The following is a 26,348-nucleotide window of genomic DNA, read 5'->3' as shown; positions in this document are numbered from 1 at the left end:
TGCCGATGCCGCCGCTGGGCGGTTTGGCACTCGCCGCGGCGGCGCTACGCAATTACGCCGTCACGCTCCACGCGGCACTGAAACCCGAGGGGATCTACGCGGGCACCATCACCATCGGCGGTCTGATCGAACGCGGCGACATCCACCGGGCGATGGCAGATAACGCCGAGTTCGCCGGCGCGACGACAGGCACCATCAACCCCGACGATCTCGCCGAGCAGCTCTGGCGCCTCTACCGCGAGCGCACGGCGGCCGAAGAGGTGGTCAACCTACTCGTCTGACGGCTTCTCGTCCGCCGCAGGCGGCGAATCAGCTTCGGGCAGCAGGGCTTCCAGCGCCGTACCGGTGATCCGGCGGAACGCGCGACGGGGCCGCTTGGCATCGAGCACCGCCACCTCGAGGGTCGACGGGCCGAGCGTGCGCGCTTCGGCTCCGTTGCCGCTCGCGCTCAACGCCGCGACGGCGATCTTCACGGCGGCAGCCAGGTCCGCGTTCTCGACGTAGGACTCCCCGAGCGCGGTCGAGATCGGCTCGGTGGTACCGCCCATCACGACGAAGTGCGGCTCGTCCGCGATCGACCCGTCGTAGGTGATGCGGTAGAGCTCGGGTGCCTTCGTCTCGCCGTAGTGCGCGACCTCGGCCACGCACAACTCGACCTCGAACGGCTTGGCCTGTTCGGTGAAGATCGTGCCGAGTGCCTGTGCGTAGACGTTGGCGAGCTGACGGCCGGTCACGTCGCGACGGTCGTAGGCGTATCCGCGGGTGTCCGCGTACTGGATGCCGGCCACCCGCAGCTTGTCGAACTCGTTGAACCGTCCGACCGCGGCGAAGCCGACGCGGTCGTACAGTTCGCTGACCTTCTGCAGCGACCGCGAGGGATTCTCGGCGACGAACAGAACGCCGCTGTCGTAGGCGAGCGCGACGACGCTGCGGCCGCGGGCGATGCCCTTGCGCGCAAGCTCGGAACGCTCGCGCATCGCCTGCTCGGGCGAGATGAAGTACGGAAAGCTCATCAGCCTTCACCGCCCGTCCGCGTACGGCGCGCGATGACCTCGCGGGCGAGTTCGGCGATGCGTTCCTCGGAGATCTCCTCAGCCCCTTCTGCACCGATGGTGACCGCGGTCGGATAGATGCCACGCACCAGATCCGGTCCGCCGGTCGCCGAGTCGTCGTCGGCGGCGTCGTAGAGCGCCTCGATGGCCACCTTCAACGCCGAATCCGCGTCGACCGCTTGCGGATACAGCTTCTTGATCGAGGATTTGGCGAAGATCGAGCCGGAGCCCACGGATTGGTACCCCTCCTCCTCGAGGTTCCAGCCGCCCGCGGCGTCGAACGACACGATGCGCCCGGCGTTCTGCGGATCGGGATCGTCGACGTCGTAGCCGACCAGCAGCGGCAGCGCCACGAAACCCTGCAGGGCCGCACCGAGATTGCCGCGCACCATGATGGCCAGCCGGTTGACCTTGCCGCGGAACGTCAGCGGCACACCTTCGACCTTCTCGTAGTGCTCCAACTCGACGGCGTACAACCGCGCGAACTCCACGGCGATGGCCGCCGTACCGGCGATGCCCGTCGCGGTGTAGTCATCGGTGATGTAGACCTTCTGGACGTCACGACCGGCGATCATGTTGCCCTGCGTGGAGCGACGATCGCCCGCGATGACGACGCCGCCGGGGTATTTGAGCGCGACGATCGTGGTGCCGTGCGGCACCGCGTTGGTCGCGTTCACCCCGTCGGCGACGCGGTTGACGGGTAGCAGTTCGGGCGACTGCCGGCGCAGCAGATCAGAGAAGGACGATAAATCCACAGGTACGGAGGGTGCTCCGAGAGTCGGTTGGGTGAAGGCCAGATGTTCGTACTTCGGCCAGGTCACTGTCCGCCCTTTTGGACGTACGCGCGGACGAAGTCCTCGGCGTTCTCTTCGAGAACGTCGTCGATCTCGTCCAGCAGGTCGTCGGTCTCCTCGGCGAGCTTCTCGCGACGCTCCTGGCCGGCGGCCGAAGCACCGGGGAGGTCGTCGTCCTCGCCGCCGCCACCGCCACGCTTGGTCTGCTCTTGAGCCATCGCTGCCTCCTGCAATTGTCATCGGCGGGCTCACTCGGGCTCACTACGGCCCACCGGTTCTTCCACAGTACCGGTAGGCATCCGAATTGCTCGGGATAGCGCACCGGTGGGGACTTCTAGGTGGTCAGTTGTTCGACCAGCTCCACGGCGCTGTCGACGGAATCGAGCAGTGCGCCGACGTGTGCCTTGCTGCCGCGCAGCGGTTCGAGGGTTGGAATCCGGACGAGCGAATCGCCGCCGAGGTCGAAGATCACCGAGTCCCAGCTCGCCGCGGCGATGTCGGCGCCGAAGCGGCGCAGGCACTCACCGCGGAAGTACGCGCGGGTGTCGGTGGGCGGATTGTCGACCGCGTCGAGCACCTGCTGTTCGGTGACGAGCCGCTTCATCGAACCGCGTGCCACCAGCCGGTTATACAACCCCTTGTCGAGCCGCACGTCGGAGTACTGCAGGTCGACGAGGTGCAGGCGCGGCGCGGACCAGCTCAGGTTCTCCCGGTTGCGGAAGCCTTCGAGCAGCCGCAGCTTGGCCGGCCAGTCCAGCAGGTCGGCGCATTCCATCGGATCGCGCTCGAGCAGGTCGAGGACGTTGGCCCAGGTTTCGACGACGTGGCTCGCGCGCGGGTCGGGATCGCGGCTGTCGACCAGCTTGGCCACGCGGTCCAGATAGATCCGTTGCAGCGCAAGCGCGGTCAGCTCGCGGCCGTCGGCGAGTGCCACGGTCGCCCGAAGGGACGGGTCGCGGCTGATGACGTGCACGGCGTGCACGGGGCGGGCCAGCGCCAGGTCGCTGAGGTCGATACCTTCCTCGATGAGGTCGAGCACGAGCGAGGTCGTGCCGACTTTCAGGTAGGTCGACGTTTCGGCCAGGTTGGCATCGCCGATGATCACGTGGAGTCGCCGGTACTTGTCGGCGTCGGCGTGCGGCTCGTCGCGGGTGTTGATGATGCCGCGCTTGAGCGTGGTTTCCAGACCGACCTCGACCTCGATGTAATCGGCGCGCTGCGACAGCTGGAACCCTGGCTCGTCGCCCGAGGGCCCAATGCCGACGCGGCCCGATCCGGTGACCACCTGGCGCGACACCATGAACGGCGTCAAACCGGCGATCACGGCCGAGAACGGTGTCTGACGACTCATCAGGTAGTTCTCGTGCGAACCGTACGAGGCGCCCTTGCCGTCGACATTGTTCTTGTAGAGCTGCAGTTTGGCGGCCCCTGGCACGCTCGCGACATGGCGGGCGGCGGCCTCCATGACGCGTTCGCCCGCCTTGTCCCAGATCACCGCATCCATCGGATCGGTGCACTCGGGAGCCGAGTACTCGGGATGGGCATGGTCCACATACAGCCGGGCGCCGTTGGTCAGGATCATGTTGGCGGCCCCGACCTCGTCGGCGTCGACGATCGGCGGTGGGCCCGAGGATCGGGACAGGTCGAATCCGCGAGCGTCACGCAGCGGCGACTCCACCTCGTAGTCCCACCGCGTGCGCTTGGCCCGCTGGATCCCGGCGGCGGCGGCATACGCCAGCACCGCCTGCGTCGACGTCAGGATCGGATTTGCGGTCGGATCGGACGGCGACGATATGCCGTACTCGACCTCAGTTCCGATAATCCGTTGCATGGCCTCAGCCTAGGTGACGCTGGTTGCGCACCGGGCTGCCAGGTATTCGGGCCGCCGCCGCGGCGCCGCGTACGGCTCCTCCAACTTGTTCTCGACCGAGTTGAACACCAGGAAGATGTTCGAACGCGGCAACGGCGTGATGTTCGAGCCCGACCCGTGCAGCAGGTTGGCGTCGAACCACAGCGCCGAGCCGGGCGGCCCGGTGAACTGGTCGATGCCGTGCTGATCGACGGCCTTCGTCAGCGTGGTCTCGTCGGGGACGCCGATGCTCTGCACCACGAGCGAGGTGTCGTGGTTGTCCTCCGGCGTTGCGCCCACGCACGGATAGAACGTCTGGTGCGAGCCAGGGATGACCATGAGCGAGCCGTTGTACGGGTAGTTGTGCGTCAGCGCGATCGAGCAGGACACGGCACGGATGGCCGGCATGCCGTCCTCGGCGTGCCAGGTCTCGAAATCCGAATGCCAGTAGAAACCCGTACCGGTGAAGCCCGGCATGAGGTTGATCCTGGCCTGGTGGATGTAGACGTCGCTGCCGAGCAGTTGGCGCGCGACGGGCAACACCGTGTCGAGGCGGACCACCTCGGCGACGAGCTCGCTCAACAGGTGCGGCTCGAAGATCGAGCGGATCGACCCACCCGGCTCCCGGATGACCCGGGGATCGCCGGGCTCGAGATCCGCTGCGATCCGGTCGAGTTCGTGCCGCAGCGACGGCAGCCGGTCGTCGGCGACGGTGTCGGGCCGGATGAGATAGCCCTGTGCCGACATCCGGTCGAGACGGTCCTGATCGAGCGGGCCGTCGGTCGCACTCCCCCACACCGTGGGGTCCTGCCGCGGGATCGGCGCGATCGCGTGATCGAGGCGCGTCGGGTACGGGTCCTCGAGGGCGGGTGACGCGCTCATGCGACCGACTGCGGCGGCGGGTAGGCGCCGGTCTCGTCGTGGACTTCCTGTCCGGTCACCGGCGGGTTGAACACGCACAGCATCCGGAGCTGCTCGTCGCACGTGACGCGGTGGCGCTCATGGCCGTTGAGCAGATACATGGTGCCGGGCCTGAGCGGGTGGCGCTCACCGGTCTCCAGGTTGGTCAGCGTGCCCGTACCCTCCACGACCCAGACGGCCTCGACATGGTGCTCATAGCGGAACTCGTTGACCGAACCGGCCTCGATGGTCGTCTCGTGGAACGAGAAGCCGACACCGTCGCCGGCGAGGATGATCCTCTTGGACCGCCATGTCCCGTCCGACACATCGCGGTCGGTTCCGGTGATTTCTGCGGTGGTTCGCACAATCATGTGGGTTTCTCCCTCTCAGCTCAGGGTGACAGCGATCGATTCGGCCAGGATGTCGAGTCCGGCTTCGAGGTCGGCTGCCGAAGTCGTCAGTGGCGGAAGCAGTTTGACGACCTCGTCGGACGGCCCGCTCGTCTCCATCAACGCACCCCGGCCGAATGCCGCCCGGCACACCTCACCGGCCCGGACATCGTCTTCGAACTTGAGTCCCTGCGCCATCCCCCTGCCCCGCGCCGACACACCGTCGTAGCGTGCGGCGATCTCTTCGAGCCGGGCCCTGATCAGGTTGCCCTTGAGGGTCACGTCGGAACTGAATTGGGATGTCGCCCAGTAGTTTTCGAGTGCGGCGGTGGCGGTGACGAAGGCCGGATTGTGTCCGCGGAACGTGCCGTTGTGTTCACCGGGCGCCCACACGTCGAGATCCCGCCGGAACAACGTCAACGCCATCGGCAATCCGTAACCGCTCACCGACTTCGACAACGTGACGATATCGGGCACGATGCCCGCGGCCTCGAAGCTGAAGAACGGCCCGGTGCGGCCACAGCCCATCTGGACGTCGTCGACGATGAGGAGGATGTCGCGGGTACGGCACAGATCCGCAAGGGCCTGCAGCCATTCGATGCGCGCGACGTTGAGACCGCCTTCGCCCTGCACGGTTTCGACGATCACCGCAGCGGGCCGGTTGAGCCCGCTCCCGGAGTCGTCGAGCACCCGCTCGAACCATTGGAAGTCCTCGGTCACGCCACCGAAGTAGTTGTCGTAGGGCATCGGCGTGGCGTGCACGAGCGGGATGCCGGCACCGGCCCGCTTCATCGAGTTACCGGTGACCGACAGTGCGCCGAGGGTCATCCCGTGAAAAGCGTTGGTAAAACTGATGACCGACTCGCGGCCGGTGACCTTCCTGGCGAGCTTGAGCGCCGACTCGACGGAGTTCGCCCCGGTCGGCCCCGGGAACTGGACCTTGTAGTCGAGCCCGCGCGGCTTCAGGATCACCCGTTGGAACGCCTCCAGGAATCGCTGCTTGGCCTCGGTCGCCATGTCCAGCGAATGCACGATTCCGTCGGAAGCCAGGTACTGCATCAATGGCGCCTTGAGGGCCGGGTTGTTGTGTCCGTAGTTCAGCGCGCCCGCTCCGGCAAAGAAGTCGATGTAACGACGACCGTCGGTGTCGGTGACCCAGGAGTCCGTGGCGCTCTGCATGACCGTGGGCCAGCCGCGGCAGTAGCTGCGAACCTCGGATTCGACCGAGCTGAACACCTCGGGCAGGTCGGATTCGGTCATCGGTGCTGTCGTGGCGAGCGTCAAGATTGATCCTCCGATCAAAGGAAATCGCTACTTATCAAACGGTTTCGAGCGTGCGGCCTCAGCGGGACAGCGGGGTCGCGATCGGGCCGATCCGCAGGATCGGCTCGTCCTCGTGGCCGCCTTCGGCATCGAGGAGATCGCTCTCGAAATGGGGGTGTTCGACGAGGGGAACGCCGTGGCGGCGCGCGAAGGCGCCGAAGAACGCGCGTGACGCCGTATTGCCCGGCGACACAGTGGCTTCCACGGTGATGGGATGTCCGCGCCGTTGCGTGCGCACGCGGTGCACGAGGCCGTCGAGCATCGTGCTCGCCAGCCCACTGCCCTGCGCCGACGGCGCCACGGCAACCTGCCAGACGAACAGCACGTCGGGCCGCGGTGGTGGGTGATATCCCGTGATGAACCCACGCAGTTCGCCGCCGGATTCGGCCACAATTGACGTCGCAGCAAAATCGGTCGCCAGCAGCAGGTAGGCGTAGGTGGAATTGAGATCGAGCACTCCGGTGGCCGCCGCGAGTTCGCGGATGCCGATCGCATCGGAGCCCTGCGGCAGGCGCAGGAATTCTTCCCGGGAATGGCGTCCCGGGGCGCTTTCTAAAACGCGCATATCGAGTTGAGAGTCACCACCGAACAGTCAGCAATCATCGTCAGTTCACGTCATCGGTGCCTGGGACCGTAAGCACACGCGGGGGTCATGATCAAGCCGCGACACCGCGATCGGCGCCGGATCGGGTTCGCGACAACCGCGCTTGACCTGCGGAAACGCCGCGACCGAAAGATTTTGAAGAAACATCAGTGACGTTATCGAATCGTTACCTTGCGGTCCGGCGCCGCCTCGCCCGGTTCGCGGCAGTCGCGCCGTCGCCGCGTCTCGGGCCGGAATGAAATGTCGCCCGAGCCATTTCACCCGTCGGCAATTCGCTATTCCTCGGGAAGTCATTCCTTAGCTGAACAAAAGGCGAATTGACGGCAAACATTGACAACTCGGCGATCTCCCGCTCGCCTCCGGATCGGCCGTTGAGCAGGGGAATTCCCTCTGATGACGCCTTCTCAGCGTCCTCACAGCGATTACTTGGCACTCTCATCCGGCCTCTAGGTCAACGGTGACCGCAGCGAGGTTTATCGGCGTTGACATAGCTAGGGAGAAAATGAAGGCAATCAGTCGGATGCTGATCGCGTTGACAACCGCGATTATTGCGGCCGTCGCGGGTCTGTTCGCGAGCACGGGTACCGCACATGCTGGTCTGGACAACGAGCTGAGCCTGGTTGACGGTCAGGACCGCACCCTGACCATCCAGCAGTGGGACACCTTCCTCAACGGTGTGTTCCCCCTGGACCGCAACCGCCTGACCCGTGAGTGGTTCCACTCCGGTCGCGCCAAGTACATCGTCGCCGGCCCCGGTGCCGATGAGTTCGAGGGCACGCTGGAGCTCGGCTACCAGATCGGCTTCCCGTGGTCGCTGGGCGTTGGCATCAACTTCAGCTACACCACCCCCAACATCCTCATCGACCAGGGCAACATCACCCAGCCGCCGTTCGGTCTGGATTCCGTCATCACGCCCAATCTGTTTCCCGGCGTGTCGATCTCGGCTGACCTGGGCAACGGCCCCGGCATCCAGGAAGTCGCCACCTTCTCGGTCGACGTCTCCGGTGCGGCCGGCGGCGTGGCGGTCTCCAACGCCCACGGCACCGTCACCGGTGCGGCCGGCGGCGTGCTGCTGCGTCCGTTCGCTCGCCTGATCGCCTCCACCGGTGACAGCGTCACCACCTACGGCGAACCGTGGAACATGAACTGATCGCGGCACAATGGAAGCCAGAACAGGGCCGGCGCCTCACGTTTCGCCATGTCATGCTCTCGTTGACAATTGACTGGTTGCCCGAAACGTGACGCGCCGGCCACCCGCGCATGAAGGGATGTACCGCAGGTGAAGGTGCTGGTCGTCGAGGACGAGCCGCGGCTGGCATCGACGCTGACCGTGGGACTGCAAGCCGAGGGCTTCGTCGCGGTGACGGCCTCCGACGGCGTGGACGGCCTGTGGCAGGCCACCGAGCACGACTTCGACGTCGTGGTGCTCGACATCATGCTTCCCGGCATCAGCGGTTACGAGGTGTTGCGGCGGATGCGCGGGCAAGGCGTGTGGACGCCGGTGCTGATGCTGACCGCCAAGGACGGTGAGTACGACCAGACCGACGCGTTCGATCTGGGCGCCGACGACTACCTGACCAAGCCGTTCTCCTTCCGGGTTCTGGTCGCCCGGCTGCGCGCGCTGGTCCGCCGCGGTGCCCCGCAACGGCCGACGGTGCTCACCGCGGGCACGCTGTCGCTGAACCCGGCGCGCCGGACCGTCGAACGATGCGGGACGTCGATCGCGTTGACGCCGCGCGAGTACGGGCTGCTGGAATACCTCATGCGCAACAAGGACACGGTCGTCACCAAGACCGAGATCCTCCACAACGTATGGGACGCCCACTACGAGGGACCCGACAACGTCGTCGAGGTCTACGTCGGATACGTGCGGCGCAAGATCGATATCCCCTTCGGCACCAACACCATCGGCACGATCCGCGGGGTCGGCTATCGGCTCGATTCCGGTGCGTACGACGCACCGGCCAGGGGCAATTGAACGGTCACGCGCGTCCCGCCCGCTGGGCTGTCCTCGATTCGCACGCTACCGTGATGTGCGGCAACGACTTCCGCGACGATCGCCAAGCCGAGTCCCGACCCGCCGCCGCGGCGTGACCGGTCCGGGTCGAGCCGGACGAAGCGATCGAACACGCGCAGCCGGTCCGGCTCGGGAATGCCGGGCCCGTCATCGCCGACACTCATGACAGCGCGATCGCCGTCGGTGTGCACCGAGATGTCGATCAACGAAACCGTATGTCGCGCCGCGTTGTCGACGAGATTGCGCAGGACTCGCGCGAGCGCGCCGGCGTCGCCGGTGACCCGCGTCGGGCTGATGTCGGCCCGAATCTGCAACGACGTTTCGCGCCGGAGCTTCTCGGCTTCCCGCGCCGCGAGATCATCGAGATCGACATCGTCGTGCCCCATGGCGAGCCCGTGCTCATCGGCACGCGCGAGCAACAACAGGTCGTCGACCAACAACCGCATGCGGTGCGCCTCGGGCATGAGGGTGCTGACTGCCAGTTCCTGGTCGAGCAGCTCGGGGTGATCGGCCGCGACTTCCAGTGCCGAGATGATCGTCGCCAAGGGGCTGCGCAGTTCATGGGAGGCGTCGGCGACGAACCTCTTCTGCGCGGCGTGGCCGTCCTCGATGCGGGCCAGCATCTCGTTCATGGTCTGCGCCAGCGCGGCGATCTCGTCGCGGCTGTTCGGCACCGGCACCCGCTCGGCCAGATCGGACGTGCTGATCTCGGCGACCCGTGTCCGGATCCGGTCGACCGACCGCATCGACCGCCGGACGAGCACGAACGTGGCCGCCGCCGACACCCCCATGACAAGCGGTGTCCACACGGCGAGCGCGATGGCGACGGCCTGCACGGTCGACATCACCGCCTCGGTGCCCTCGCCCACCAACACGATGTACCGACCGCTGCGCGTATCGACTGTTCCTGAGCTGAACTGGATCTGGCCGAACGGCGAGGCGTGTTCCGGTATGCCGATCTGCAGTCCGGGACCGATCTCGTCGAGCGGGATCAGCGGCGTGGTCGGCGCCGATGGCGATCTCCGGACCACCGTCCCGTTCGGCGTCATCACCTGCACGGCGAGGACTCGTCGGTCGGTGGCGAGCAACGTGGCGTCGAGCTGGGCCGGTCCGCCGGATTCCAGGTCGGCGGAGATCTGACCCACCCGATGCACCGCCGCGCTCTCGACCCCGGACAGCAGGGTCCGGTACACGACGGCGGCGAGCACCACACCGGCCACCGTGAGTGCCACGAACACCACGCTGCCCGCGACCGCGGCCGAGCGCGCCGACACACCCCAGTATTTGGGCTGGAACAGCCGGGCCAAGCGGTCGGGCATGCGCGTCATATCCCGACCAGTCCACCACCAGAGCCAGGTTCGCGCCATCTCGGCGTGCTGCACCGCCGCGCCGAGGGAAGTCGCGCACAATATGCCCGTGGCCGACATGCGCGGTGTGCACGATTGGTTTCTCCACCGCGGGCTGCCGTTGGTGCTGACCCGGCGAGTCCGGTCCCACCGGCTGATCGAACGGTCGGCGCCCATGGTGGGCGCACTCGGGGGCGTGATCGCGCTGATGCTGACGTTGGCCGAGATCACCGAGCCCGACGTCGACGTCGGCGCGGTGATCAAACTGGGCGTGCTGACGGCGGTGTTGTTCGCCGCACCGTTCGCACTCGAATTGCTGCACCGTGCCAGGACGACCCGCGGCGACGCCGGAAGACGGTCCGCGGCACTGCTCGTGATGGCGCTGTTCGTGTTCGGCCTGCCATTCGCCGACGGCGGCTTCTCCGGTTTCGCCGCGGCGGAGGCGATCGGCTTCGCGGTCGTCGCAGCACTGGCGGTATGGCTCACCTACCTCGGGTTCGGCTCGATCGCGTTGTGGGCCTTCCGGTTCGCCTGGGTGCAGCTCGGGGCACTGGGCACGTTGATGAGCCGGGCGCTGCCGTTGATGATGCTGACCGTGGTCGTGTACTTCACCGGCGAGCTGTGGCAGTTGTCGGCGCGCATGACACGCCAGCGGCTGTGGGAGACGATCGCGTTCCTGGCCGCCATCGCGATCTTGTTCATGGTCGCCACGATTCGCGACGAGGTCCGGGCGCTGCGGGAGGACCGCGCGGCACTCGACGACCCCGCCACGCTGCTGGCCGGTACCCCGTTGGCGTTGGAAACCGGGCGGGAGGCGCCGCGACGGACACCGCTGTCGTTGGCCGAGCAGTTCAACGTGGTGGCCGTCATGGTCGTGTCCCAGGCGATTCAGGTGGTGTTCTTCACCATCGGACTGTTCGTGTTCTTCCTCGGGCTCGGGATGATCGCGATCCCCGACGATGTGCTGGTGCTCTGGTCGGCCGAGGAGGTCTGCCAGGTGGGCGAACCGCCCTGCGCCGGAACGTGGTTCGGCATCCACATCCCGCTCCCCCAGACCGTGGTGCACATGTCGTTGTTCGTCGCGGTGTTGTCCGGGCTCTATTTCACGGTGAGCACAAGCGTCGATCCGTTGTACCGGCAGCGGTTCTTCGATCCGCTGATCGCCGACGTCGCGGTGAGCCTGGCCGGCCGTGACGCGTATCTGGAGCTTGAGCGTCGGTGACCGGCGTCAGAATGGCCCGGCCCCAGCCGGTGCCCGTCAACACGAGCACCGCGCCGGCGAACCCCGCGACCGTCACCGCGTCTCCGGCCAGTGTCACGCCGATGCCGGCGGCCCACAGCGGCTCGGTTCCCAACAGCAGGCTCACGCGCGCCGGATTCGCCGTCGCAAGCGCACGCAGCTGGATCAGGAATGCGAACACCGTGCACGCCAAGGCCAGATAACAGGTGAGCACCCACTGTGCCGGGTTCAGCGTCGTCATCAAGGCGCCGACCGACTGCCCCGAGGCGCCGGTGAGCACCATCGACACCGCGGCCACGGTGACCAGCTGAACGAGAGTCGTTCGGGCCGGGTCGATCTCACGCGCAACAGACAATCGCGCCATCGTGACCACGTGGACGGCGCGCAACAGTGCCGCGGCGGCGACGACCATGTCACCGGTGCCGGGCACGGCCCAGCCGCCCGCCTGCGTCAGCAGCCCACAGCCGACCATCGCGAGTGCGCCGGCAACGTAGAACCGCGGCGCGACGGCCGACCGCTGCAGTATCGGCGTCGCCACGATGGTCAGTGCCATGATCAGTCCGGCGTTGGATGCCGAAGTCTGTGTCACGCCATAGGTTTCGCATGCGCAAACGGCCGCGAGAAGGATTCCGCCCACCGCGCCCGATGCCACCTCGGCCTTCGTCAGAGCCCGCAGCCGGCGGCTCAGCACGATCGACAGAACCGCTGCGGCAATGGCGAACCGCACGGTCAGCACGGCGAAAACGGTGTCGGGGCCGGCGATCGCCTTCATGGCCAGGTAGCTGGATCCCCACACCGCGGCCACGCACAGCACAGCGAGGTCTGTACGGCGGTTGGGCATGACGACCAGCCTGCGAGCCGACCTCAGTTCAGTCAAGCTAATGTTTCTTCAGTTTATATGTAGAATTTCTACATGGATGCGGGTCGCCTGCGGATGCTGCGCGAACTTGCCGATCACGGCACGGTGGGCGCGGTCGCGCAGGTGCTGTCCATGACACCGTCGGCCGTGTCGCAGCAGCTGAAAATCCTGGCGAAAGAGGCCGGCGTGCCGCTGGTCGAACCCGACGGCAGACGGCTGCGGCTCACCGATGCCGGCCGGGTTCTCGTGGGTCACGCCGACGCCGTGCTGGCGGCGCTCGATCGGGCGAAAGCGGAGATGGATGCCTACGGCACAACGCCGCGCGGCACCGTCAGGGTGTCGTTCTTTCCGTCCGGCGCCGCGATGTTGTTGGCCCCGTTGATCAGCGGTGCGGCACGTCGCGGGGTCACGATCCTCGGCCGCGATATCGACCTCCCCGCAGCGCAGGCACCTGCACAACTCGCCGACTTCGACGTGGTCGTCGTCCACCGCGACGATCGCGATATGTCGCCATGGGGACCGCGGTTCGAATCGATCGAGCTCCTGCGGGAGCCGCTCGACATTCTGCTGCCGCCCGGACACCGGCTCACCGAACGCGACCACGCTCGGCTCGCCGAGCTGGCCGACGAGGAGTGGGTCGGTGTCGAAGGTGGACTCATGGTCGACGACGTACTCAACTCGCTCACGATCCTGTCCGGGATCGCGCCCCGAATCGCGCAGCGGGTCAATGACTTCCGCGTCGCCGAGGAACTCGTCCACGCCGGCATCGGTATCGCGTTGATGCCCAGGCACGTGCGGTTGGCCCGCGCCCTGGTGCGCTTGCCGATCAGCGACATCACCTTGGCCAGGCGTGTGGAGGCCATCACCCGCGCCGGGGCGAGCGCGCGGCCGGCGGTGGCCGCGACACTCGACGTGTTGTGCACCGTCGCCGGCGACATCACCTCAGCAGCCGCCGAACATGCTCGCGGGCAATCCGTTCGGCCAGCTCGGCACTGACCCGATCGGGCTCGACGGCGACCGAACAGGCGAGCCCGTCGAGCAGTGCCAGCAGCTCCACCGCCGCCAGGTCGGCGTCGACGCCCGGTGCGGCGGCCGCGATCGACTCGGCCAGCCACTTCGCCACGCGCGCCCAGTCTTCGCGGTGACGCACCGCGGTCTGCTCGTCGACCGCGGCTCTCGCGAGCCGTAACAACCACGCCACGCTGATGTCGCGATCTCGTGGATCGGGACACACGAGGGCGACCGCGAGATCCTCCAAGCGCTGCGCAGCGGGTGCATCCGGCGACAGCCGCTCACCGAGCCGGGCCAGGAACCGTGCATTGGCGCGGTCCATCGCGGCGGCCAGCATCGCATCCTTGGTCGGGAAGTGATGCTGCACCGCGCCGATCGAAACCTTCGCCAGCGCAGCGACTTTGCGCACCGATACGCCTTCGAATCCGTCGGCCACCAGCACGCTCAGTACCGCATCGGCCATCCGCTCATACGGCGCGCTCACCGCTCAAGCATACTCCCACCAATACGTTCGTATGGTAGCGTGCGCGGCATGCCCTCGACACGGCTGCAGTCGCTCGACGTCCCGCGCGGAATCGCGATACTCGGCACGTTGGGCACCAACATCTGGATCTTCACCAACCCCGAGGGCCTGATCGGCTACCTCAACGGCCCCGCCGACTCCCCCTGGCGCGGCGTGGAAGTTGCGTTGCAACTACTGGCGCAAGGCAAGTTCCTGGGATTGCTGACCGTCATGTTCGGAATCGGCCTTGCCTTACAACAACGTTCGGCCATCGCGGCCGGGCAGCGGTGGCCCGGCAGCTATCCGTGGCGCGCACTGCTGCTGCTGATCGACGGCATCGTCCATTTCCTGCTCTTCACCGAGTTCGACGTACTGATGGGCTACGCCATCACGGGTTGGATCGTCTCGTATCTGCTGGTGACGTCGCCGCGCACGCAGCGCCGGATCATCGCCACCGCGGCCGGCGTCCACGTCGCGATGCTGGCACTGCTCACCTGGGCGCTGCTGGCGATGCCCGCACCCGATGGCCCGGCACCGAAGCTGGACCCGAATCCGTATGCGGACGGCTCATTCTGGGACCTGGTGCTCTTTCGCATCGATCATCTGGCGCTGTTCCGCCTGGAGACCGTGCTGATCTTCCCGATGTCGATAGCCCTGTTTCTCTTGGGCGCGCGCCTCTTTCACGCCGGGGTGCTGGAGGCGCGTGGAGCCGCACTACGGCGCAGGCTCATGTGGATCGGTCTCGCGGTGGCGCTGCCGCTCGACATCGCCCTTGAGGTGGCCGGCGGGGACACCGGGCTGATTCTGGCCCGTTACGGCGTGGCACCGTTCGTGTCGCTGGCCATCCTTGCCGTGGTCGCCGAACTCTACATCCGGCGGCCAACTCCCGGCTGGCCCGGCCGGCGGCTTGCCGAAGTCGGCCGAATGGCGTTGTCCAGCTATGTGTTACAGAACGTCGTCGCCTCGTCGATCTGCTACGGCTGGGGCCTCGGGCTGGCCGCGACGATTCCGGAATCGCAGCGGGTTCCGGCCACCGTCGCGATCTACCTCGCGGTGGCCGCGGTCGTGATGGCGTTCGCGCACGTGTGGCTGCGCAGATTCCGCCGGGGCCCGGTGGAGTGGCTGTGGAACACCAGCTACCGGGCCCTGGCGGGCACCGCGACTACAGGTACTGACCCAGGTTCGACTCGGTGTCAATCGCCCGCGACGCACTCGAGCTCTTCCCGGTGACCAGCGTGCGGATGTAGACGATCCGCTCACCCTTCTTGCCCGAGATCCGGGCCCAGTCGTCGGGATTCGTGGTGTTCGGCAGGTCCTCGTTCTCGGCGAACTCGTCGACGATCGAATCGAGCAGGTGCTGGATACGCAGACCGGGCTGACCGGTCTCCAGCACCGACTTGATCGCGTTCTTCTTCGCCCGGTCGACCACGTTCTGGATCATCGCACCGGAGTTGAAGTCCTTGAAGTACATGACTTCCTTGTCACCGTTGGCATAGGTGACCTCCAGGAACCGGTTGTCGTCGATCTCGGCGTACATCCGGTCGACGACCTTCTCGATCATCGCCTTGATGCACAGCGCGCGATCACTGCCGAACTCGGCCAGATCGTCGGCGTGGATCGGCAGATCCTCGGTGAGGTACTTCGAGAAGATGTCCTGTGCCGACTCGGCGTCCGGCCGCTCGATCTTGATCTTGACGTCCAGGCGGCCGGGCCGCAGGATCGCCGGGTCGATCATGTCTTCACGGTTCGACGCGCCGATGACGATGACGTTCTCCAGGCCCTCGACACCGTCGATCTCCGAAAGCAGCTGCGGCACAACCGTCGTCTCGACGTCTGAGCTGACGCCGGTGCCGCGGGTGCGGAAGATCGAGTCCATCTCGTCGAAGAACACGATCACCGGGGTGCCTTCGGAGGCCTTCTCCCTGGCGCGCTGGAAGATCAGCCGGATGTGACGCTCGGTCTCACCGACGAACTTGTTCAGCAGCTCCGGGCCCTTGATGTTGAGGAAGTAGCTCTTCGCCTCACGCGCGTCATCACCACGGACCTCGGCCATCTTCTTGGCCAGCGAGTTCGCCACGGCCTTGGCGATCAGCGTCTTACCGCAACCGGGCGGGCCGTACAACAGCACACCCTTCGGCGGACGCAGCGAGTACTCGCGGTAGAGCTCCTTGTGCAGGAACGGCAACTCGACGGCGTCGCGAATCTGCTCGATCTGGCGTCCCAGGCCACCGATGTCGTTGTAGCTGACATCGGGCACCTCTTCGAGCACCAGGTCCTCGACCTCGGCCTTGGGGATCCGCTCGAACGCGTAACCCGCCTTGGTGTCGACCAGCAACGAGTCACCGGGCCGCAACTTGCGCGGACGGCTGTCGTCGAGCACGGCCTCGGGATCCTCGGGCAGATCCTCCGCGGCGACCAGCGGTTCGGCCAGCCAGACGATGCGCTCCTCGTCGGCATGCCCGACCACGAGAGCGCGGTGGCCGTCAGCCAGGATCTCGCGCAGCGTGCTGATCTCACCGACCGCTTCGAAGGTGCCGGCCTCGACGACCGTGAGCGCTTCGTTGAGCCGGACCGTCTGGCCCTGCTTGAGTGTCGCGGTCTCGATGTTGGGTGAGCAGGTCAGCCGCATCTTGCGGCCCGAGGTGAACACGTCGACCGTGTCGTCCTCGTGAGTGGCCAGCAGTACGCCGTAACCGCTGGGCGGCTGGCCCAGCCGGTCGACCTCCTCGCGCAGGGCGAGCAGCTGCTGGCGGGCTTCCTTGAGGGTGTCCATCAGCTTGGCGTTGCGCGCTGCCAGCGAGTCGATCCGGGCCTCGAGTTGGTGAACGTCCCGCGCGCTGCGCAAGCCGCTCTGGGGCCCTACCGCGTTCTCCAGTTGCTCGCGCAGAATTGCGGCCTCCCGGCGCAACGCTTCAAGCTCAGCGGCATCTTCACTGGACATGTGCGCTGCAAAACCCTCGGGGAAACCTTCCGAACGCTCTGACTCACTCATATTGCGCTCCCTCCCGCACCGGAAGTTGGTGCAGTAACAACTTCAACGCTACCGGCGATTCAGCCTTTGTGTGCGGTCTAGGAACTCGACACACCAGCACCACTGTTAGCCTCTTAGTTCAGTTGGTCCGATCGAAAGGACAGTCGTGACCCCGAAAACCCTCGTTACCGGCTTCATCACCGCAGCTGCAGCGGCCGCTGTGGTTGGCGGCGCCGCGGCGGGTGTGACTTCCATTGCATCCAGCGGAATGTCGAGCGCCCCAGCCGTCCAGCCGGTCGTGTTCGGCGCCCCGCTGCCGCAGCTTCCCGCGCCCGATCTCGAAGCACCGCTGGTCCAGACCCTGCAGGCGCTCGCCGGTGGCGGTTCGTTCAAGGGCAAGGCGCCCTACATCCAGGGCGGTATCGGGCGGGTCGAGAGCATCGCCGCGGACCGCGCCTACAACCAGGCCGCCGCCGAGGGCAAGTTCCCCTTGACCTTCGTCGTCGCCAACATCAACCAGGAGGGCGGCGTCGCTTACGCCGACGTCACCGCGACCGCGGCGACCGGCGGCACGGCCACCCAGAACATCCAGTTCGTGGCAGGCCCGAGCCCCACCGGCTGGCAGATCTCGAAGGGATCGGCCCTGTCGCTGCTGTCGTCGGTCGGCTGACGCGGGTCGTTGATCCGTTCCCGAATCGCAGTCCTGAGTGCCGCCACGGTCACCGTGGCGGCACTCGGGCTATCGGGGTGCGGCAACGACGACCGGCCTGCCGCGACGCCTGCCACCTCACCCACGGCGTCGGAGCTCATGCCGCCGCCACCCCCGCCCGCTGACCCGCTACCCGCCCCGGATGCGCTCACCGGAGTCCTCTATCGACTCGCCGACGTCAACGTCCCAGGCGCCGAGAAGGTCAACCTCGTCGAGCAGTCGACCCCGGACGATGCCGCCGCCCTGGACAAATTCGGGCGCGCTCTCGTCGACAACGGCTTCACGCCGCTGAGCTTCGAGGCCACCGATCTGGCGTGGTCGCAGTCCGAACCCGGCAACGTGGTCGCCACGATCAACGTCAGCACCGCGGGCGACGAGCCGAGCCGCCGGTTCAGCTTTCCCATGGAGTTCACGCAGAGCGGCCCAGACTGGCAGTTGACCAGACACACCGCCGACCTACTGCTTGAGATGGGTGCCGCCGCGGCCCCATCGCCGACGCCGCCCCGCTGACATGTGGATCGGCTGGCTGGAATTCGATCTGCTGCTCGGCGACGTGCACTCGCTCAAGCAGAAACGCTCGGTCATCCGGCCGGTGATCGCCGAACTGCAGCGCAAGCTGTCGGTATCGGCCGCCGAGAGCGGCAATCAGGACCTGCACCGGCGTGCGGGCATCGGCATCGCCGTCGTGGCCGCAGACCGCGCGCACGTGGTCGACGTCCTCGACGCCGCCGAGCGCATGGTCGCCGGCCGCCCCGAGGTCGATCTGCTCTCCACGCGCCGCGGTCTGCACCGCAGCGACGACTGAACTAGATACCGCCGCCGAGTTGCCGTTTGCGCCGCAGCGGCATCGGCGCGACTGCGCCCGGCGCCAATTTGCGCACGCTGATCAGGAATGCCGTGTGGCCGCGCATCGTGTGCTGCGGGCGCACCGCGAGACCCACGACGTGCCAGCCGCGCTGCATGCTCTCCCACGCGCGCGGTTCGGTCCAGCACTGCTGCTCACGCAAAGCCTCCACCGCGCGCGACAGCTGGGTCACGGTCGCGACGTAGATCATCAACACCCCGCCAGCGACGAGCGCCTGCGAGACCGCGGGCAGCACGTCCCACGGGGCGAGCATGTCGAGGACGACGCGGTCCATCTCGGGCCCCGTGTACTCGGCGACGTCACCGATCACGAGATCCCAGTTCGGTGGCCGCTCACCGAAGAACGTGGTGACGTTCCGCTCGGCGTGCACGGCGTGGTCATCGCGGACCTCGTACGACGTCACCCGGCCTTCCGGTCCGACGGCGCGCAGCAGCGAACAGGTCAGCGCGCCTGATCCGGCGCCCGCCTCCAGCACGCGCGCGCCGGGGAAGATGTCGCCTTCGTGCACGATCTGCGCGGCGTCCTTCGGGTAGATCACCTGCGCGCCGCGCGGCATCGACATCACGTAGTCGACCAGCAGCGGCCGCAGCACGAGGAACTGATCACCGCTCGTGGATTTGACGACACTGCCTTCCGGCAGCCCGATCACCTCGTCGAACGGGATGATGCCGCGGTGCGTGTGGAACTCGCCGCCCGGGTTGAGCACCATCGTGTAGTGCCTGCCCTTCGCGTCGGTGAGCTGCACGCGGTCACCGACGGCGAATGGTCCTGTTCTTGGCACAGTGGTCCAGCTTGCCAGTTGCGCCGACGGGCCGAGTGCACGGGGTTCCGCAAATTTGTCACCGGCCGGTCATAGGCTGCTGAGTATGAGTGACGAGCCGGCCGCAGTGGTGCGTCGTCCAGCGTTGTCGCCGTCGCGGGCCAGCGATTTCAAGCAGTGCCCGCTGCTGTACCGGTTCCGCGCGATCGACCGCCTCCCCGAGCCGCGCTCGACTGCGCAGCTTCGCGGATCGCTCGTGCACGCCGCACTGGAGCAGCTCTACGGGCTGCCCGCGGCCGAGCGGGGGCACGACACCGCGATGCGGCTCGTCGAGCCGGCCTGGGACCGCGTGGTGGCCGCTGAGCCCGAATTGGCCGACATCGAACAGCCCGCGGTGCTCCTCGACGAGGCTCGGGCACTGTTGTCGGGTTACTACCGGCTGGAGGATCCGACCCGATTCGATCCCGAATGCTGTGAGCAGCGGCTCGAAGTGGAGCTGGCCGACGGCACCCTGCTGCGCGGGTTCGTCGACCGCATCGATCTCGCCCCGACGGGTGAGTTGCGCGTCGTCGACTACAAGACCGGCAAGGCGCCGCCCGAGGCCAGGACCCTCGCCGAATTCAAGGCGATGTTCCAGATGAAGTTCTATGCCGTCGCGTTGCTGCGATCGCGCGGCGTGATGCCTGCCCGGTTGCGGCTCGTGTATCTGGCCGACGGCCAGGTGCTCGACTACGCCCCCGACCATGACGAACTCGTGCGTTTCGAACGCACCCTGATGGCCATGTGGCGAGCCATCCAGGCCGCCGGAGCGACCGGTGATTTCCGGCCGAATCCGTCGCGGTTGTGTTCGTGGTGTGCGCATCAGACGTTGTGCCCGGCGTTCGGCGGGACGCCGCCGCCGTACCCGGGTTGGCCGGAGGAATTCGCTGCATGATCGGGTGCCACTACCGTCGGACCGGGTCCGACGGTGAGTTCCAGTTGTTCGAGTCCACCGCCGACACCCGGAGTAACTGGGATCCGGCGATTCAGCACGGGTCGCCGCCGCTGGCGCTGCTGACCAAGGCGATCGAAGAGCTCATGGCCCCATCCGGGTTGCGGATCGGGCGGTTGACGCTGGACATCCTCGGCGCGATTCCGGTTGCGCCGGTGCGCGTTCGGGCGTGGGTCGACCGTCCCGGCGCGCGGATCTCGATGGCCGTCGCGGAGATGGCCGCCGCCCGGCCCGACGGCACGTGGCGCGCCGTGGCGAAGGTGTCGGCATGGCTGCTGGCGACCAGCGACACCAGCGACGTGGCCACCGACCGCCACCCGCCGCTCGTCGAGGGTGAGGCCGCCGAGGTCGCCCACAACTGGGAAGGCGCACCCGGATACCTCGACACCGTGTCGTGGCGGCGCCAGCGCACCGCGGAAGGCGAGGCCGCCGAGGTGTGGATGAGTCCGCTGACACCGGTGGTCGACGACGAGGAGACGACGGCCATCCAGCGGCTCGCACTCGTCGTGGATTCCGCCAACGGCGTTGGCGCAGCGCTCGATCCGCAGCGGTTCGTGTTCATGAACACCGACACCTCGGTGCATCTGCACCGTCTCCCGGAGGGCTCGGACTTCGCGTTGCGGGCGCTTGAGTCGATCGGCCCGGACGGCATCGGTGCCACGACAGCCGAGATCTTCGACCGCAAAGGGTTCATCGGGACCTCCGCGCAAACCCTGCTGGTGATGCGGGCACCGTGATCGACCCGCTCCGCCGTCAGTTCGAGCTCGCCTGGGCGCTCGCCGATCTGCACCTGGCTTCGCTCACCGCCGACGACTTCCTCTGGGCCCCAGCGCCTCTGGTGTGGACCGTGCACCAGGACGGGTCGGGACGCTGGTACCCCGACTGGGCCGATACCGAGCCGGACCCGATCCCGGTACCCACCATCGGCTGGCTCACTTGGCACATGATCTTCTGGTGGTCGACGGCGCTCGCTCACTTCACCGACCAGGTGCCACCGCAACGCACCGAGATCGACTGGCCCGGCACCACGGCTTCGGTCGAACGCATCCGAACGTTGGCCACCCAGTGGCGTGATCTGTTGGATTCGTTGACGGCCGCGGATCTCGCAGCCGCCGCGGACTTTCCGTGGGGTGAGGGGTCCGGCCGCACCGCCGCCGACACCGTCCTGTGGCTGCACGTCGAGCTCACGAAGAACGCTGCCGAGATCGGTCAGCTGCGCATGCTGCGCGCGGTGAGCTGACCGAGCTCTCGGCCTCGCCGGTCTACACCCAGGGCGTGCTATGCGGCGACTCGGAAGACTTGGAATTCGACGATGGGTCCGGGTTGGATGCGTCCTTGTCCGACGAAGATGGTTTGGTTGACCCATTTGTATTTGGGGTGGCCGGATTCCAGGCGTGGGGTGGTGACGAAGTAGTGGTCTCCGAAGTCGGTGCCGGTGGTGGCGCCGCCGAGGGCGTCTGCGGCGGCTTCGGTGACTTCGACCAGGCCTTGGTAGCTCATGTAGATGACGGCGCCGTCGTCGGTGTAGAACTGGGCGCGTACGTCGAGTCGGCCGTAGCCGTCCTCGCCGGCCAGTAGCCAGTCTCCGCCGCCGGGGGCGGCGGTTCCGCTGAATCGGTTGCCGGTGACTTTGCCGCCGGTGACGGCGAGGACCTGGCGTAGTCCGTAGGGTCCCGGGCCGACGATCTGGGGTTCGGCAAGCTCTGCGGTGTAGCTGAACTCCGGTTCCAACTTCATTGGGCCGCACCCACTCCGGCGGCAGCCATCACAGCTGACATGCCCTCGGCGATCACGTCGGGTCCGAAAGCCTCGACCACGACGTTGGGATTGAAATACTCGCGGATCAGCACAACCTTGCCGTCCCGGATCCGCATGTGGGTGCAGTAGGTGTTGGCGTAGACCTTTCCGGTCTGCGTGACCGTCGCCTTTCCGTGCAGTTCCAGAATGAAGAGTTCCGGGTCGGTCGTGTCGTGCACGGTCAGCGAATCGATCCGGAGGTCCGGCACGGAGTAGAAGAACCAGTCGATGAAATGACCGATCAGATGCCGGCCAGCGACGGTATCGGCGAGCGGCTCTGGAGCGAAGGGCATCTCCCAGACGGCATCCTCGGCAAAGATGTCCTTCCACGCCTCCAACGCCTCGCCGCGAGGTGGACCATCATCAAGGGCCGACCAGAATCGCTCAACCGTCGCGCGGTTGTCCGTTTGTACGCTCATGCGCCGCCTCCATCCTTTGGTCGGCTGCTGACTCAGCCGAGTGACCAAATCGACATTGCACGATCTGTCGTTAATAGTCAACAGTGTGTCGACACCATTTTCGACGTTGCGTTGACTACTACCGACTACTCGTCTACTCTCGTGGATGGACTTGCCGCCGTTCCGCGGCACTCGCGTACCCCCCCACAAACGAGGAATCGCCATGAAAACGACCAACAATCGCCTCTTCCGGCTGCGGCGGCGGCCGCAAGGCCAGGTCACCGAGCAAGACCTCGAATGGGTCGAGGAGTCCATCGGTGCACTTGCCGACGGGCAGGCGCTGGTCCGCACCCTGTACCTGTCGCTCGACCCGACAAACCAGGTCTGGATGAGCCAGTTGCGCTCATACATCCCGCCGGTCGAGTTGGGCGCGGTGATGCGCGGCCTCGGTGTCGGGCAGGTGGTCGAAAGCCGCCGAGACGATCTGCCGGTCGGCGCGTTCGTGCTCGGCTTCACCGGGTGGCAAGAGTATTGCGTCGCTGACGATTCCGTTCTGGAGTTCCCGTTCACCGTTCTGCCGGACCCGCTGCCTGCGCCGCTTCCCGCATTCCTCGGAGTACTCGGCCACACCGGCATTTCCGCGTTCATCGGCGTTGAGCTGGGCGATCCTCAGCCGGGTGAGACGGTTGTCGTCTCAGCCGCGGGAGGCGCCGTCGGTTCTATCGCCGGACAGCTCGCAAAGCAGCGTGGCGCCCGGGTGGTCGGCATCGCCGGCGGGGCTGAAAAGTGCCGACATCTGGTGGAAGAGCTGGGATTTGACGCATGCGTCGACCGACACTCGGACAACTGGCGTGAGCAACTCGACGACGCGACCCCCGACGGCGTCGACGTCGACTTCGAGAACGTGGGCGGCCCCATCATGGACCATGTGCTGGGCCGGCTGAACATCGGCGCCCGCGTGGCGTTGTGCGGTCTGATCTCGGAGTACGACACCTACAGCGAGAACGGTGACCAACCGGGCCTGCGCAACGCCAACCAGTTGCTCATGCAGCGAGCGACCTTGCGGGGCTTCATCGTTACCGACCACATCGACCGCTACGCCGAGATCATCGGAAAGCTCGCTGCGGCACTGGGCGAAGGCTCATTGACATACGACGAGACCATTGTCGAAGGCCTGGAGAACGCTCGGGAGACGCTCAATCAAGCGCTGTCCGGCGGCACCCGAGGAAAAGCGGTCGTCCAGGTCGCACCTCTCCCCTGAGCTCCAGGGCCCATTCAGAGCACTGAACCAACACCGAGCCGAGTGTCACCGGATTTGGGACTCACGTCATTTCACTGATGCACAACAGCTTTCTTGCGGTACAACGTGACACCGGGCGAGCGCAGGCGACCTCGATATGGCGGCATTCCGACAGACAGACCCCGCTCATTCGGCCGACTGAGCGGTCACGTTAGCGGGTGAAAGTTCCCGTGACTCAGCTGATCCCGTCCGGATTTGGCGGCTGCACCTCGCGCCGGAGGATCTTGCCGGTCGGGCCTTTGGGCACGGCGTCGACGAACCAGATTTCGCGCGGGTACTTGTACGCTGCGATTCGGCCTCGGACGAAGGTTTTCAGTTCGTCGGCGTCGGCATGCGCGCCACGTTTGAGCGCCACGGCCGCGCCGATCTCCTCCCCGAGGTCTTCGTGTTTGATGCCAATCACGGCTGCTTCAGCGACCGCAGGATGTTCGTAGAGAACTTCCTCGACTTCGCGGGGATACACGTTGTATCCACCTCGGATGATCAGATCCTTCTTCCGATCGACGATGGTGTAGTACCCGTCGCTGTCGCGCGTGGCGATGTCCCCAGTTCGGAACCACCCATCGGGGATGGCTTCGGCTGTTGCGTCAGGCCGGTTCCAGTATCCCTTCATCAGATTCTCGCCCTGAATGGCGATCTCGCCGGGTACGCCGTCGGGAACGTCTGCGCCGTCGTCGTTGACGATCCGCAGCGCGCAGCCCCGTACGGGTATCCCGATGGTGCCGGGTCTGCGTTCGTGCCCGGGTTGGTTGAAACAGGCGATTGGTGCCGTCTCCGACAGCCCGTACCCTTCGTAGATCTCGCAGTCGAACTTCTTCTCGAACGCTCTGAGAATTTCGACGGGCATGGGTGCGCCGCCGGTGATACACGTGCGGAGCGAGGACATGTCGGTGTCGTCTGCGTCGGGAGAATGCATCATCGCGGCATACATGGTGGGCACACCCTCAAGAACCGTCACTCGATCGCGTGCCACCACCTCCAGGGCCTTCGTCGCGTCGAAACGTGGAACGAGTGTCAGCAGGGCAGCGGCTTTGACCGCTGCATTGAGTCCGCAGGTGAGGCCGAAGACATGAAACAACGGCAGGCAACCGAGGATCACGTCTTCGGGGCCCACGTTGATCAAGGTGTCCACTGTCGTCGCGGCGTTGGTCGACATGTTCCGGTGGGTGAGTTCTGCACCCTTGGGCCTTCCTGTGGTCCCGGAGGTGTAGAGGATGACAGCGGTGTCGTCGTCGGTTCGATCGGCTGCCTCATAGATCGCGTTGCCGGACATGTTGATTGGACCCGTAGGAGGTACCAATACCGAACGAATCCCAACCCTCTCCGCCGCGGCCGACACGACGGCATCGCTCCCGTCCAACCCGTACACCAGCTTCATACCCGAGTCGGTGAGGTAGTACTCGACCTCGCGCGCGCTGAGCAACGGATTCATCGGCACTGCAACCGCTCCCGCCAGGAGGGCACCGTAGAACAGCACGGGGTACGCGGGGACGTTTGGAAGCATCAGGCCCACGCGGTCGCCGGGGAGCACGCCCCGGGCTCGCAGATCTCCGGCCACAGCCGCGGCGCGCTGATGTAGCTGCCCGTAGGACAGGACGTACTCTTCGAGCTTCACGGCTGGCCGGTCGCCATATTTGTGGGCGGTCGCGACGAGATTGCCGGCGAGGTTGGACACGGTTGACTCCTGCTTTGAAATAGAGCTCGCATTTCATTCCGCGGCCGGCGTGCGAATCCCGTTTGAGCGCAAGCAGAACAGCGGCCAAATCTGAGCAGACGGTCGGCGCCGGCACGAACATCAAGAGCCGGGCCGATGCAACACGCCCAGTATGCACTCCATGTGCAGTATTATCAACACATCGTCGATTAAATTTGCCGGTGCGTCCCACTGCGCTACACGGGCTTCGTAGTTGGTCTGACCTATCATGGTCGTCATGGCGTCCACTTCATCTTTCAGCCTTGGCGCAGCGGAAACACGGGTGGGCCGGCGAAACATCAAAGGCGACAGGCGCGAGCAGGCAATCCTGGAAGGTGCTTACGACCTGTTGCGCACGGCGCCCCTGCGCAACATATCCATCGACGATCTCACCAAGCGCGCGGGGTTGTCGCGCTCATCGTTCTACTTCTACTTCGAGTCCAAGTGGCAGGTACTGTCCGCGCTGCTCTCGCGGGTCACCGCCGATGTGTTCCAAGCGTCGCAGCTGATTTTTGAGCGTCCCGCCGGGATGCCGCCGGAGGCGGCCATCGAGCACGCGGTCAAAGAGGTCATCCAGGTCTGGGAGCGCCACGGTCACGTTCTCCGTGAAGTCGGCGACGCCGCGGCGGCCGAGCCGGACCTGCAGACGCAGTGGGACACCATCCTCGGCCGTTTCATCGACGCATCGGCCGCCAGCATCGAGCGAGACAGAGCTGCCGGCGTGGCGATCGACGGGCCACCGGCCAGATCGTTGGCCGCGGCGTTGATGTGGATGGGCGAACGCAACCTCTCGTTGATGAGTATGCGCAGCGAGAATGCAATTCCGTTGGAGAGCATGGCCGAAACGGTGACCACCATTTGGCTCCGGACGGTCTACGGCCTCGACTGGAAGCCTGCTGAAAAATCTACTAAGCGCCGCAAGCCCTCTGCGAAGAAGGCGTGATCGACGCCTTTCGCAGAGGGCTCACCTGAGTTGAA

General features: G+C 66.2%; 30 protein-coding genes. 14 read left to right on the top strand and 16 right to left on the bottom strand.

All coding sequences use genetic code 11. The features are described 5' to 3' along the window. Positions 1-5 precede the first annotated feature (5 nt). On the top strand, positions 6-281 hold the full coding sequence (locus tag ACOI2T_RS14780; RefSeq protein ID WP_409501763.1) for a hypothetical protein: 276 nt from the start codon (positions 6-8) through the stop codon (positions 279-281). On the opposite strand, the gene prcA is transcribed toward ACOI2T_RS14780, so the two are convergent. The 8 genes from prcA to ectA all read right to left on the bottom strand — a co-directional run bounded on the left by prcA (position 270) and on the right by ectA (position 6,872). Then, positions 270-1,013 carry a proteasome subunit alpha gene (prcA, locus tag ACOI2T_RS14775; protein WP_067852892.1) on the bottom strand — a complete coding sequence of 248 codons (744 nt, stop codon included), beginning with the start codon at positions 1,011-1,013 and terminating at the stop codon, positions 270-272. The genes ACOI2T_RS14780 and prcA overlap by 12 nt on opposite strands. Further along, positions 1,013-1,873, bottom strand: a complete 861-nt coding sequence (prcB, locus tag ACOI2T_RS14770) for a proteasome subunit beta (protein ID WP_409501762.1) — start codon at positions 1,871-1,873, stop codon at positions 1,013-1,015. Before prcB ends, prcA begins: the two co-directional genes overlap by 1 nt. Further along, positions 1,870-2,064 (bottom strand): ubiquitin-like protein Pup, encoded by a 195-nt coding sequence (locus ACOI2T_RS14765; protein ID WP_003880265.1) that lies wholly within the window; start codon positions 2,062-2,064, stop codon positions 1,870-1,872. Before ACOI2T_RS14765 ends, prcB begins: the two co-directional genes overlap by 4 nt. Positions 2,065-2,180: 116 nt before the next feature. Next, positions 2,181-3,677, bottom strand: coding sequence for a pup deamidase/depupylase (gene dop / locus ACOI2T_RS14760; protein WP_067852896.1), 1,497 nt, complete (start codon positions 3,675-3,677; stop codon positions 2,181-2,183). A gap of 9 nt (positions 3,678-3,686) precedes the next feature. Further along, positions 3,687-4,577, bottom strand: coding sequence for an ectoine hydroxylase (thpD, locus tag ACOI2T_RS14755; protein ID WP_409501761.1), 891 nt, complete (start codon positions 4,575-4,577; stop codon positions 3,687-3,689). Continuing rightward, complete coding sequence (locus ACOI2T_RS14750) at positions 4,574-4,966, bottom strand: ectoine synthase (protein ID WP_409501760.1); 393 nt, start codon at positions 4,964-4,966, stop codon at positions 4,574-4,576. Before ACOI2T_RS14750 ends, thpD begins: the two co-directional genes overlap by 4 nt. Positions 4,967-4,981: 15 nt before the next feature. Continuing rightward, on the bottom strand, positions 4,982-6,244 hold the full coding sequence (gene ectB / locus ACOI2T_RS14745) for a diaminobutyrate--2-oxoglutarate transaminase (protein ID WP_409501759.1): 1,263 nt from the start codon (positions 6,242-6,244) through the stop codon (positions 4,982-4,984). An 82-nt stretch (positions 6,245-6,326) separates the two neighbouring features. Beyond that, positions 6,327-6,872: a diaminobutyrate acetyltransferase gene (gene ectA / locus ACOI2T_RS14740; protein ID WP_409501758.1), complete on the bottom strand. Its 546-nt coding sequence runs from the start codon at positions 6,870-6,872 to the stop codon at positions 6,327-6,329. 541 nt (positions 6,873-7,413) lie between these two features. On the opposite strand from ectA, the gene ACOI2T_RS14735 reads away from it, so the two are divergent. Both ACOI2T_RS14735 and ACOI2T_RS14730 read left to right on the top strand, forming a co-directional pair. Next, positions 7,414-8,061, top strand: coding sequence for a porin MspA (locus ACOI2T_RS14735; RefSeq protein ID WP_409501757.1), 648 nt, complete (start codon positions 7,414-7,416; stop codon positions 8,059-8,061). 129 nt (positions 8,062-8,190) lie between these two features. Beyond that, positions 8,191-8,889, top strand: a complete 699-nt coding sequence (locus ACOI2T_RS14730; protein ID WP_409501756.1) for a response regulator transcription factor — start codon at positions 8,191-8,193, stop codon at positions 8,887-8,889. On the opposite strand, the gene ACOI2T_RS14725 is transcribed toward ACOI2T_RS14730, so the two are convergent. Next, the gene (locus ACOI2T_RS14725; RefSeq protein WP_234790942.1) at positions 8,841-10,247 is read right to left on the bottom strand and encodes a sensor histidine kinase; all 1,407 of its coding nucleotides are present in this window, start codon (positions 10,245-10,247) and stop codon (positions 8,841-8,843) included. The genes ACOI2T_RS14730 and ACOI2T_RS14725 overlap by 49 nt on opposite strands. 91 nt (positions 10,248-10,338) lie before the next feature. On the opposite strand from ACOI2T_RS14725, the gene ACOI2T_RS14720 reads away from it, so the two are divergent. Beyond that, entirely contained in the window at positions 10,339-11,496 is a 1,158-nt protein-coding gene (locus tag ACOI2T_RS14720; protein ID WP_409501755.1) for a hypothetical protein, read from the top strand. Here ACOI2T_RS14720 and ACOI2T_RS14715 read toward each other — a convergent pair. Then, positions 11,378-12,355: a DMT family transporter gene (locus ACOI2T_RS14715; protein ID WP_409501754.1), complete on the bottom strand. Its 978-nt coding sequence runs from the start codon at positions 12,353-12,355 to the stop codon at positions 11,378-11,380. The genes ACOI2T_RS14720 and ACOI2T_RS14715 overlap by 119 nt on opposite strands. A 72-nt stretch (positions 12,356-12,427) precedes the next feature. Here ACOI2T_RS14715 and ACOI2T_RS14710 point away from each other — a divergent pair, with 72 nt between their 5' ends. Beyond that, positions 12,428-13,369 carry a LysR family transcriptional regulator gene (locus ACOI2T_RS14710; protein WP_409501753.1) on the top strand — a complete coding sequence of 314 codons (942 nt, stop codon included), beginning with the start codon at positions 12,428-12,430 and terminating at the stop codon, positions 13,367-13,369. Here the strand turns inward: ACOI2T_RS14710 and ACOI2T_RS14705 are convergent. Further along, the gene (locus ACOI2T_RS14705; protein ID WP_409501752.1) at positions 13,311-13,868 is read right to left on the bottom strand and encodes a TetR/AcrR family transcriptional regulator; all 558 of its coding nucleotides are present in this window, start codon (positions 13,866-13,868) and stop codon (positions 13,311-13,313) included. The genes ACOI2T_RS14710 and ACOI2T_RS14705 overlap by 59 nt on opposite strands. Before the next feature lie 48 nt (positions 13,869-13,916). Between ACOI2T_RS14705 and ACOI2T_RS14700 the strand changes: the two genes are divergently transcribed. Continuing rightward, on the top strand, positions 13,917-15,116 hold the full coding sequence (locus tag ACOI2T_RS14700) for a DUF418 domain-containing protein (RefSeq protein WP_409501751.1): 1,200 nt from the start codon (positions 13,917-13,919) through the stop codon (positions 15,114-15,116). Here the strand turns inward: ACOI2T_RS14700 and arc are convergent. Further along, positions 15,049-16,878, bottom strand: a complete 1,830-nt coding sequence (gene arc / locus ACOI2T_RS14695) for a proteasome ATPase (RefSeq protein WP_067852917.1) — start codon at positions 16,876-16,878, stop codon at positions 15,049-15,051. The two genes, ACOI2T_RS14700 and arc, sit on opposite strands and share 68 nt — an antisense overlap. A gap of 145 nt (positions 16,879-17,023) precedes the next feature. Between arc and ACOI2T_RS14690 the strand changes: the two genes are divergently transcribed. Genes ACOI2T_RS14690 through ACOI2T_RS14680 form a run of 3 tightly spaced genes read left to right on the top strand, consistent with a single transcriptional unit; the run spans position 17,024 to position 18,371 of the window. Then, positions 17,024-17,527 (top strand): MTB12 family secreted protein, encoded by a 504-nt coding sequence (locus ACOI2T_RS14690; protein ID WP_085149622.1) that lies wholly within the window; start codon positions 17,024-17,026, stop codon positions 17,525-17,527. 9 nt (positions 17,528-17,536) lie between these two features. Then, positions 17,537-18,076, top strand: a complete 540-nt coding sequence (gene lppK / locus ACOI2T_RS14685; RefSeq protein ID WP_409501750.1) for a lipoprotein LppK — start codon at positions 17,537-17,539, stop codon at positions 18,074-18,076. Position 18,077: 1 nt separating this feature from the next. Continuing rightward, a complete protein-coding gene (locus ACOI2T_RS14680; RefSeq protein ID WP_067852927.1) occupies positions 18,078-18,371 on the top strand; it encodes a DUF503 domain-containing protein in 294 nt (97 codons plus the stop codon). 1 nt (position 18,372) lies between these two features. Here the strand turns inward: ACOI2T_RS14680 and ACOI2T_RS14675 are convergent, their stop codons facing one another. Next, positions 18,373-19,212, bottom strand: coding sequence for a tRNA (adenine-N1)-methyltransferase (locus ACOI2T_RS14675; RefSeq protein ID WP_409501749.1), 840 nt, complete (start codon positions 19,210-19,212; stop codon positions 18,373-18,375). Positions 19,213-19,297: 85 nt separating this feature from the next. Here ACOI2T_RS14675 and ACOI2T_RS14670 point away from each other — a divergent pair, with 85 nt between their 5' ends. From ACOI2T_RS14670 to ACOI2T_RS14660, 3 genes are read left to right on the top strand one after another with little or no spacing between them, the layout of a single operon-like run. Further along, complete coding sequence (locus tag ACOI2T_RS14670; protein ID WP_067852931.1) at positions 19,298-20,125, top strand: RecB family exonuclease; 828 nt, start codon at positions 19,298-19,300, stop codon at positions 20,123-20,125. After that, positions 20,122-20,919: a thioesterase family protein gene (locus tag ACOI2T_RS14665; protein WP_409501748.1), complete on the top strand. Its 798-nt coding sequence runs from the start codon at positions 20,122-20,124 to the stop codon at positions 20,917-20,919. The genes ACOI2T_RS14670 and ACOI2T_RS14665 overlap by 4 nt, the downstream gene beginning before the upstream one ends. Next, a complete protein-coding gene (locus ACOI2T_RS14660) occupies positions 20,916-21,422 on the top strand; it encodes a DinB family protein (RefSeq protein ID WP_409501747.1) in 507 nt (168 codons plus the stop codon). Before ACOI2T_RS14665 ends, ACOI2T_RS14660 begins: the two co-directional genes overlap by 4 nt. Positions 21,423-21,460: 38 nt before the next feature. On the opposite strand, the gene ACOI2T_RS14655 is transcribed toward ACOI2T_RS14660, so the two are convergent. Beyond that, on the bottom strand, positions 21,461-21,919 hold the full coding sequence (locus tag ACOI2T_RS14655) for a DUF3237 domain-containing protein (RefSeq protein ID WP_409501746.1): 459 nt from the start codon (positions 21,917-21,919) through the stop codon (positions 21,461-21,463). Further along, positions 21,916-22,446, bottom strand: coding sequence for a nuclear transport factor 2 family protein (locus ACOI2T_RS14650; RefSeq protein WP_409501745.1), 531 nt, complete (start codon positions 22,444-22,446; stop codon positions 21,916-21,918). Before ACOI2T_RS14650 ends, ACOI2T_RS14655 begins: the two co-directional genes overlap by 4 nt. Before the next feature lie 154 nt (positions 22,447-22,600). Here ACOI2T_RS14650 and ACOI2T_RS14645 point away from each other — a divergent pair, with 154 nt between their 5' ends. Further along, on the top strand, positions 22,601-23,638 hold the full coding sequence (locus ACOI2T_RS14645) for an NADP-dependent oxidoreductase (RefSeq protein ID WP_409501744.1): 1,038 nt from the start codon (positions 22,601-22,603) through the stop codon (positions 23,636-23,638). 214 nt (positions 23,639-23,852) lie between these two features. Here ACOI2T_RS14645 and ACOI2T_RS14640 read toward each other — a convergent pair whose 3' ends face one another. Continuing rightward, positions 23,853-25,352, bottom strand: coding sequence for a long-chain-fatty-acid--CoA ligase (locus ACOI2T_RS14640; protein ID WP_409501743.1), 1,500 nt, complete (start codon positions 25,350-25,352; stop codon positions 23,853-23,855). Between the two features lie 247 nt (positions 25,353-25,599). Here ACOI2T_RS14640 and ACOI2T_RS14635 point away from each other — a divergent pair, with 247 nt between their 5' ends. Beyond that, positions 25,600-26,313 carry a TetR/AcrR family transcriptional regulator gene (locus ACOI2T_RS14635; protein WP_409501742.1) on the top strand — a complete coding sequence of 238 codons (714 nt, stop codon included), beginning with the start codon at positions 25,600-25,602 and terminating at the stop codon, positions 26,311-26,313. The last annotated feature ends 35 nt before the right edge of the window (positions 26,314-26,348 follow it).

Origin of the sequence: Mycolicibacterium wolinskyi str. Jessa 2025 (assembly GCF_049241375.1) — a bacterium.
Classification (GTDB): Bacteria; Actinomycetota; Actinomycetes; order Mycobacteriales; family Mycobacteriaceae; genus Mycobacterium; species Mycobacterium wolinskyi.
This window is presented reverse-complemented; position numbering and strand designations above follow the sequence as displayed.

What these genes read in the sequence shown, in the direction of transcription:
- ACOI2T_RS14735 (WP_409501757.1), top strand. Translation starts at nt 7,414, where the DNA reads ATGAAGGCAATCAGTCGGATGCTGATCGCGTTGACAACCGCGATTATT.
- ACOI2T_RS14750 (WP_409501760.1), bottom strand. Translation starts at nt 4,966, where the DNA reads ATGATTGTGCGAACCACCGCAGAAATCACCGGAACCGACCGCGATGTG.
- ACOI2T_RS14765 (WP_003880265.1), bottom strand. Translation starts at nt 2,064, where the DNA reads ATGGCTCAAGAGCAGACCAAGCGTGGCGGTGGCGGCGGCGAGGACGAC.
- ectA (WP_409501758.1), bottom strand. Translation starts at nt 6,872, where the DNA reads ATGCGCGTTTTAGAAAGCGCCCCGGGACGCCATTCCCGGGAAGAATTC.
- ACOI2T_RS14670 (WP_067852931.1), top strand. Translation starts at nt 19,298, where the DNA reads ATGAGTGACGAGCCGGCCGCAGTGGTGCGTCGTCCAGCGTTGTCGCCG.
- ACOI2T_RS14710 (WP_409501753.1), top strand. Translation starts at nt 12,428, where the DNA reads ATGGATGCGGGTCGCCTGCGGATGCTGCGCGAACTTGCCGATCACGGC.
- ACOI2T_RS14680 (WP_067852927.1), top strand. Translation starts at nt 18,078, where the DNA reads ATGTGGATCGGCTGGCTGGAATTCGATCTGCTGCTCGGCGACGTGCAC.
- ACOI2T_RS14655 (WP_409501746.1), bottom strand. Translation starts at nt 21,919, where the DNA reads ATGAAGTTGGAACCGGAGTTCAGCTACACCGCAGAGCTTGCCGAACCC.
- arc (WP_067852917.1), bottom strand. Translation starts at nt 16,878, where the DNA reads ATGAGTGAGTCAGAGCGTTCGGAAGGTTTCCCCGAGGGTTTTGCAGCG.
- ACOI2T_RS14635 (WP_409501742.1), top strand. Translation starts at nt 25,600, where the DNA reads ATGGTCGTCATGGCGTCCACTTCATCTTTCAGCCTTGGCGCAGCGGAA.
- ACOI2T_RS14715 (WP_409501754.1), bottom strand. Translation starts at nt 12,355, where the DNA reads ATGCCCAACCGCCGTACAGACCTCGCTGTGCTGTGCGTGGCCGCGGTG.
- ACOI2T_RS14780 (WP_409501763.1), top strand. Translation starts at nt 6, where the DNA reads ATGCCGCCGCTGGGCGGTTTGGCACTCGCCGCGGCGGCGCTACGCAAT.
- prcA (WP_067852892.1), bottom strand. Translation starts at nt 1,013, where the DNA reads ATGAGCTTTCCGTACTTCATCTCGCCCGAGCAGGCGATGCGCGAGCGT.
- ACOI2T_RS14725 (WP_234790942.1), bottom strand. Translation starts at nt 10,247, where the DNA reads ATGCCCGACCGCTTGGCCCGGCTGTTCCAGCCCAAATACTGGGGTGTG.
- ACOI2T_RS14645 (WP_409501744.1), top strand. Translation starts at nt 22,601, where the DNA reads ATGAAAACGACCAACAATCGCCTCTTCCGGCTGCGGCGGCGGCCGCAA.
- thpD (WP_409501761.1), bottom strand. Translation starts at nt 4,577, where the DNA reads ATGAGCGCGTCACCCGCCCTCGAGGACCCGTACCCGACGCGCCTCGAT.
- ectB (WP_409501759.1), bottom strand. Translation starts at nt 6,244, where the DNA reads ATGACCGAATCCGACCTGCCCGAGGTGTTCAGCTCGGTCGAATCCGAG.
- ACOI2T_RS14700 (WP_409501751.1), top strand. Translation starts at nt 13,917, where the DNA reads ATGCCCTCGACACGGCTGCAGTCGCTCGACGTCCCGCGCGGAATCGCG.
- ACOI2T_RS14720 (WP_409501755.1), top strand. Translation starts at nt 10,339, where the DNA reads ATGCCCGTGGCCGACATGCGCGGTGTGCACGATTGGTTTCTCCACCGC.
- dop (WP_067852896.1), bottom strand. Translation starts at nt 3,677, where the DNA reads ATGCAACGGATTATCGGAACTGAGGTCGAGTACGGCATATCGTCGCCG.
- ACOI2T_RS14665 (WP_409501748.1), top strand. Translation starts at nt 20,122, where the DNA reads ATGATCGGGTGCCACTACCGTCGGACCGGGTCCGACGGTGAGTTCCAG.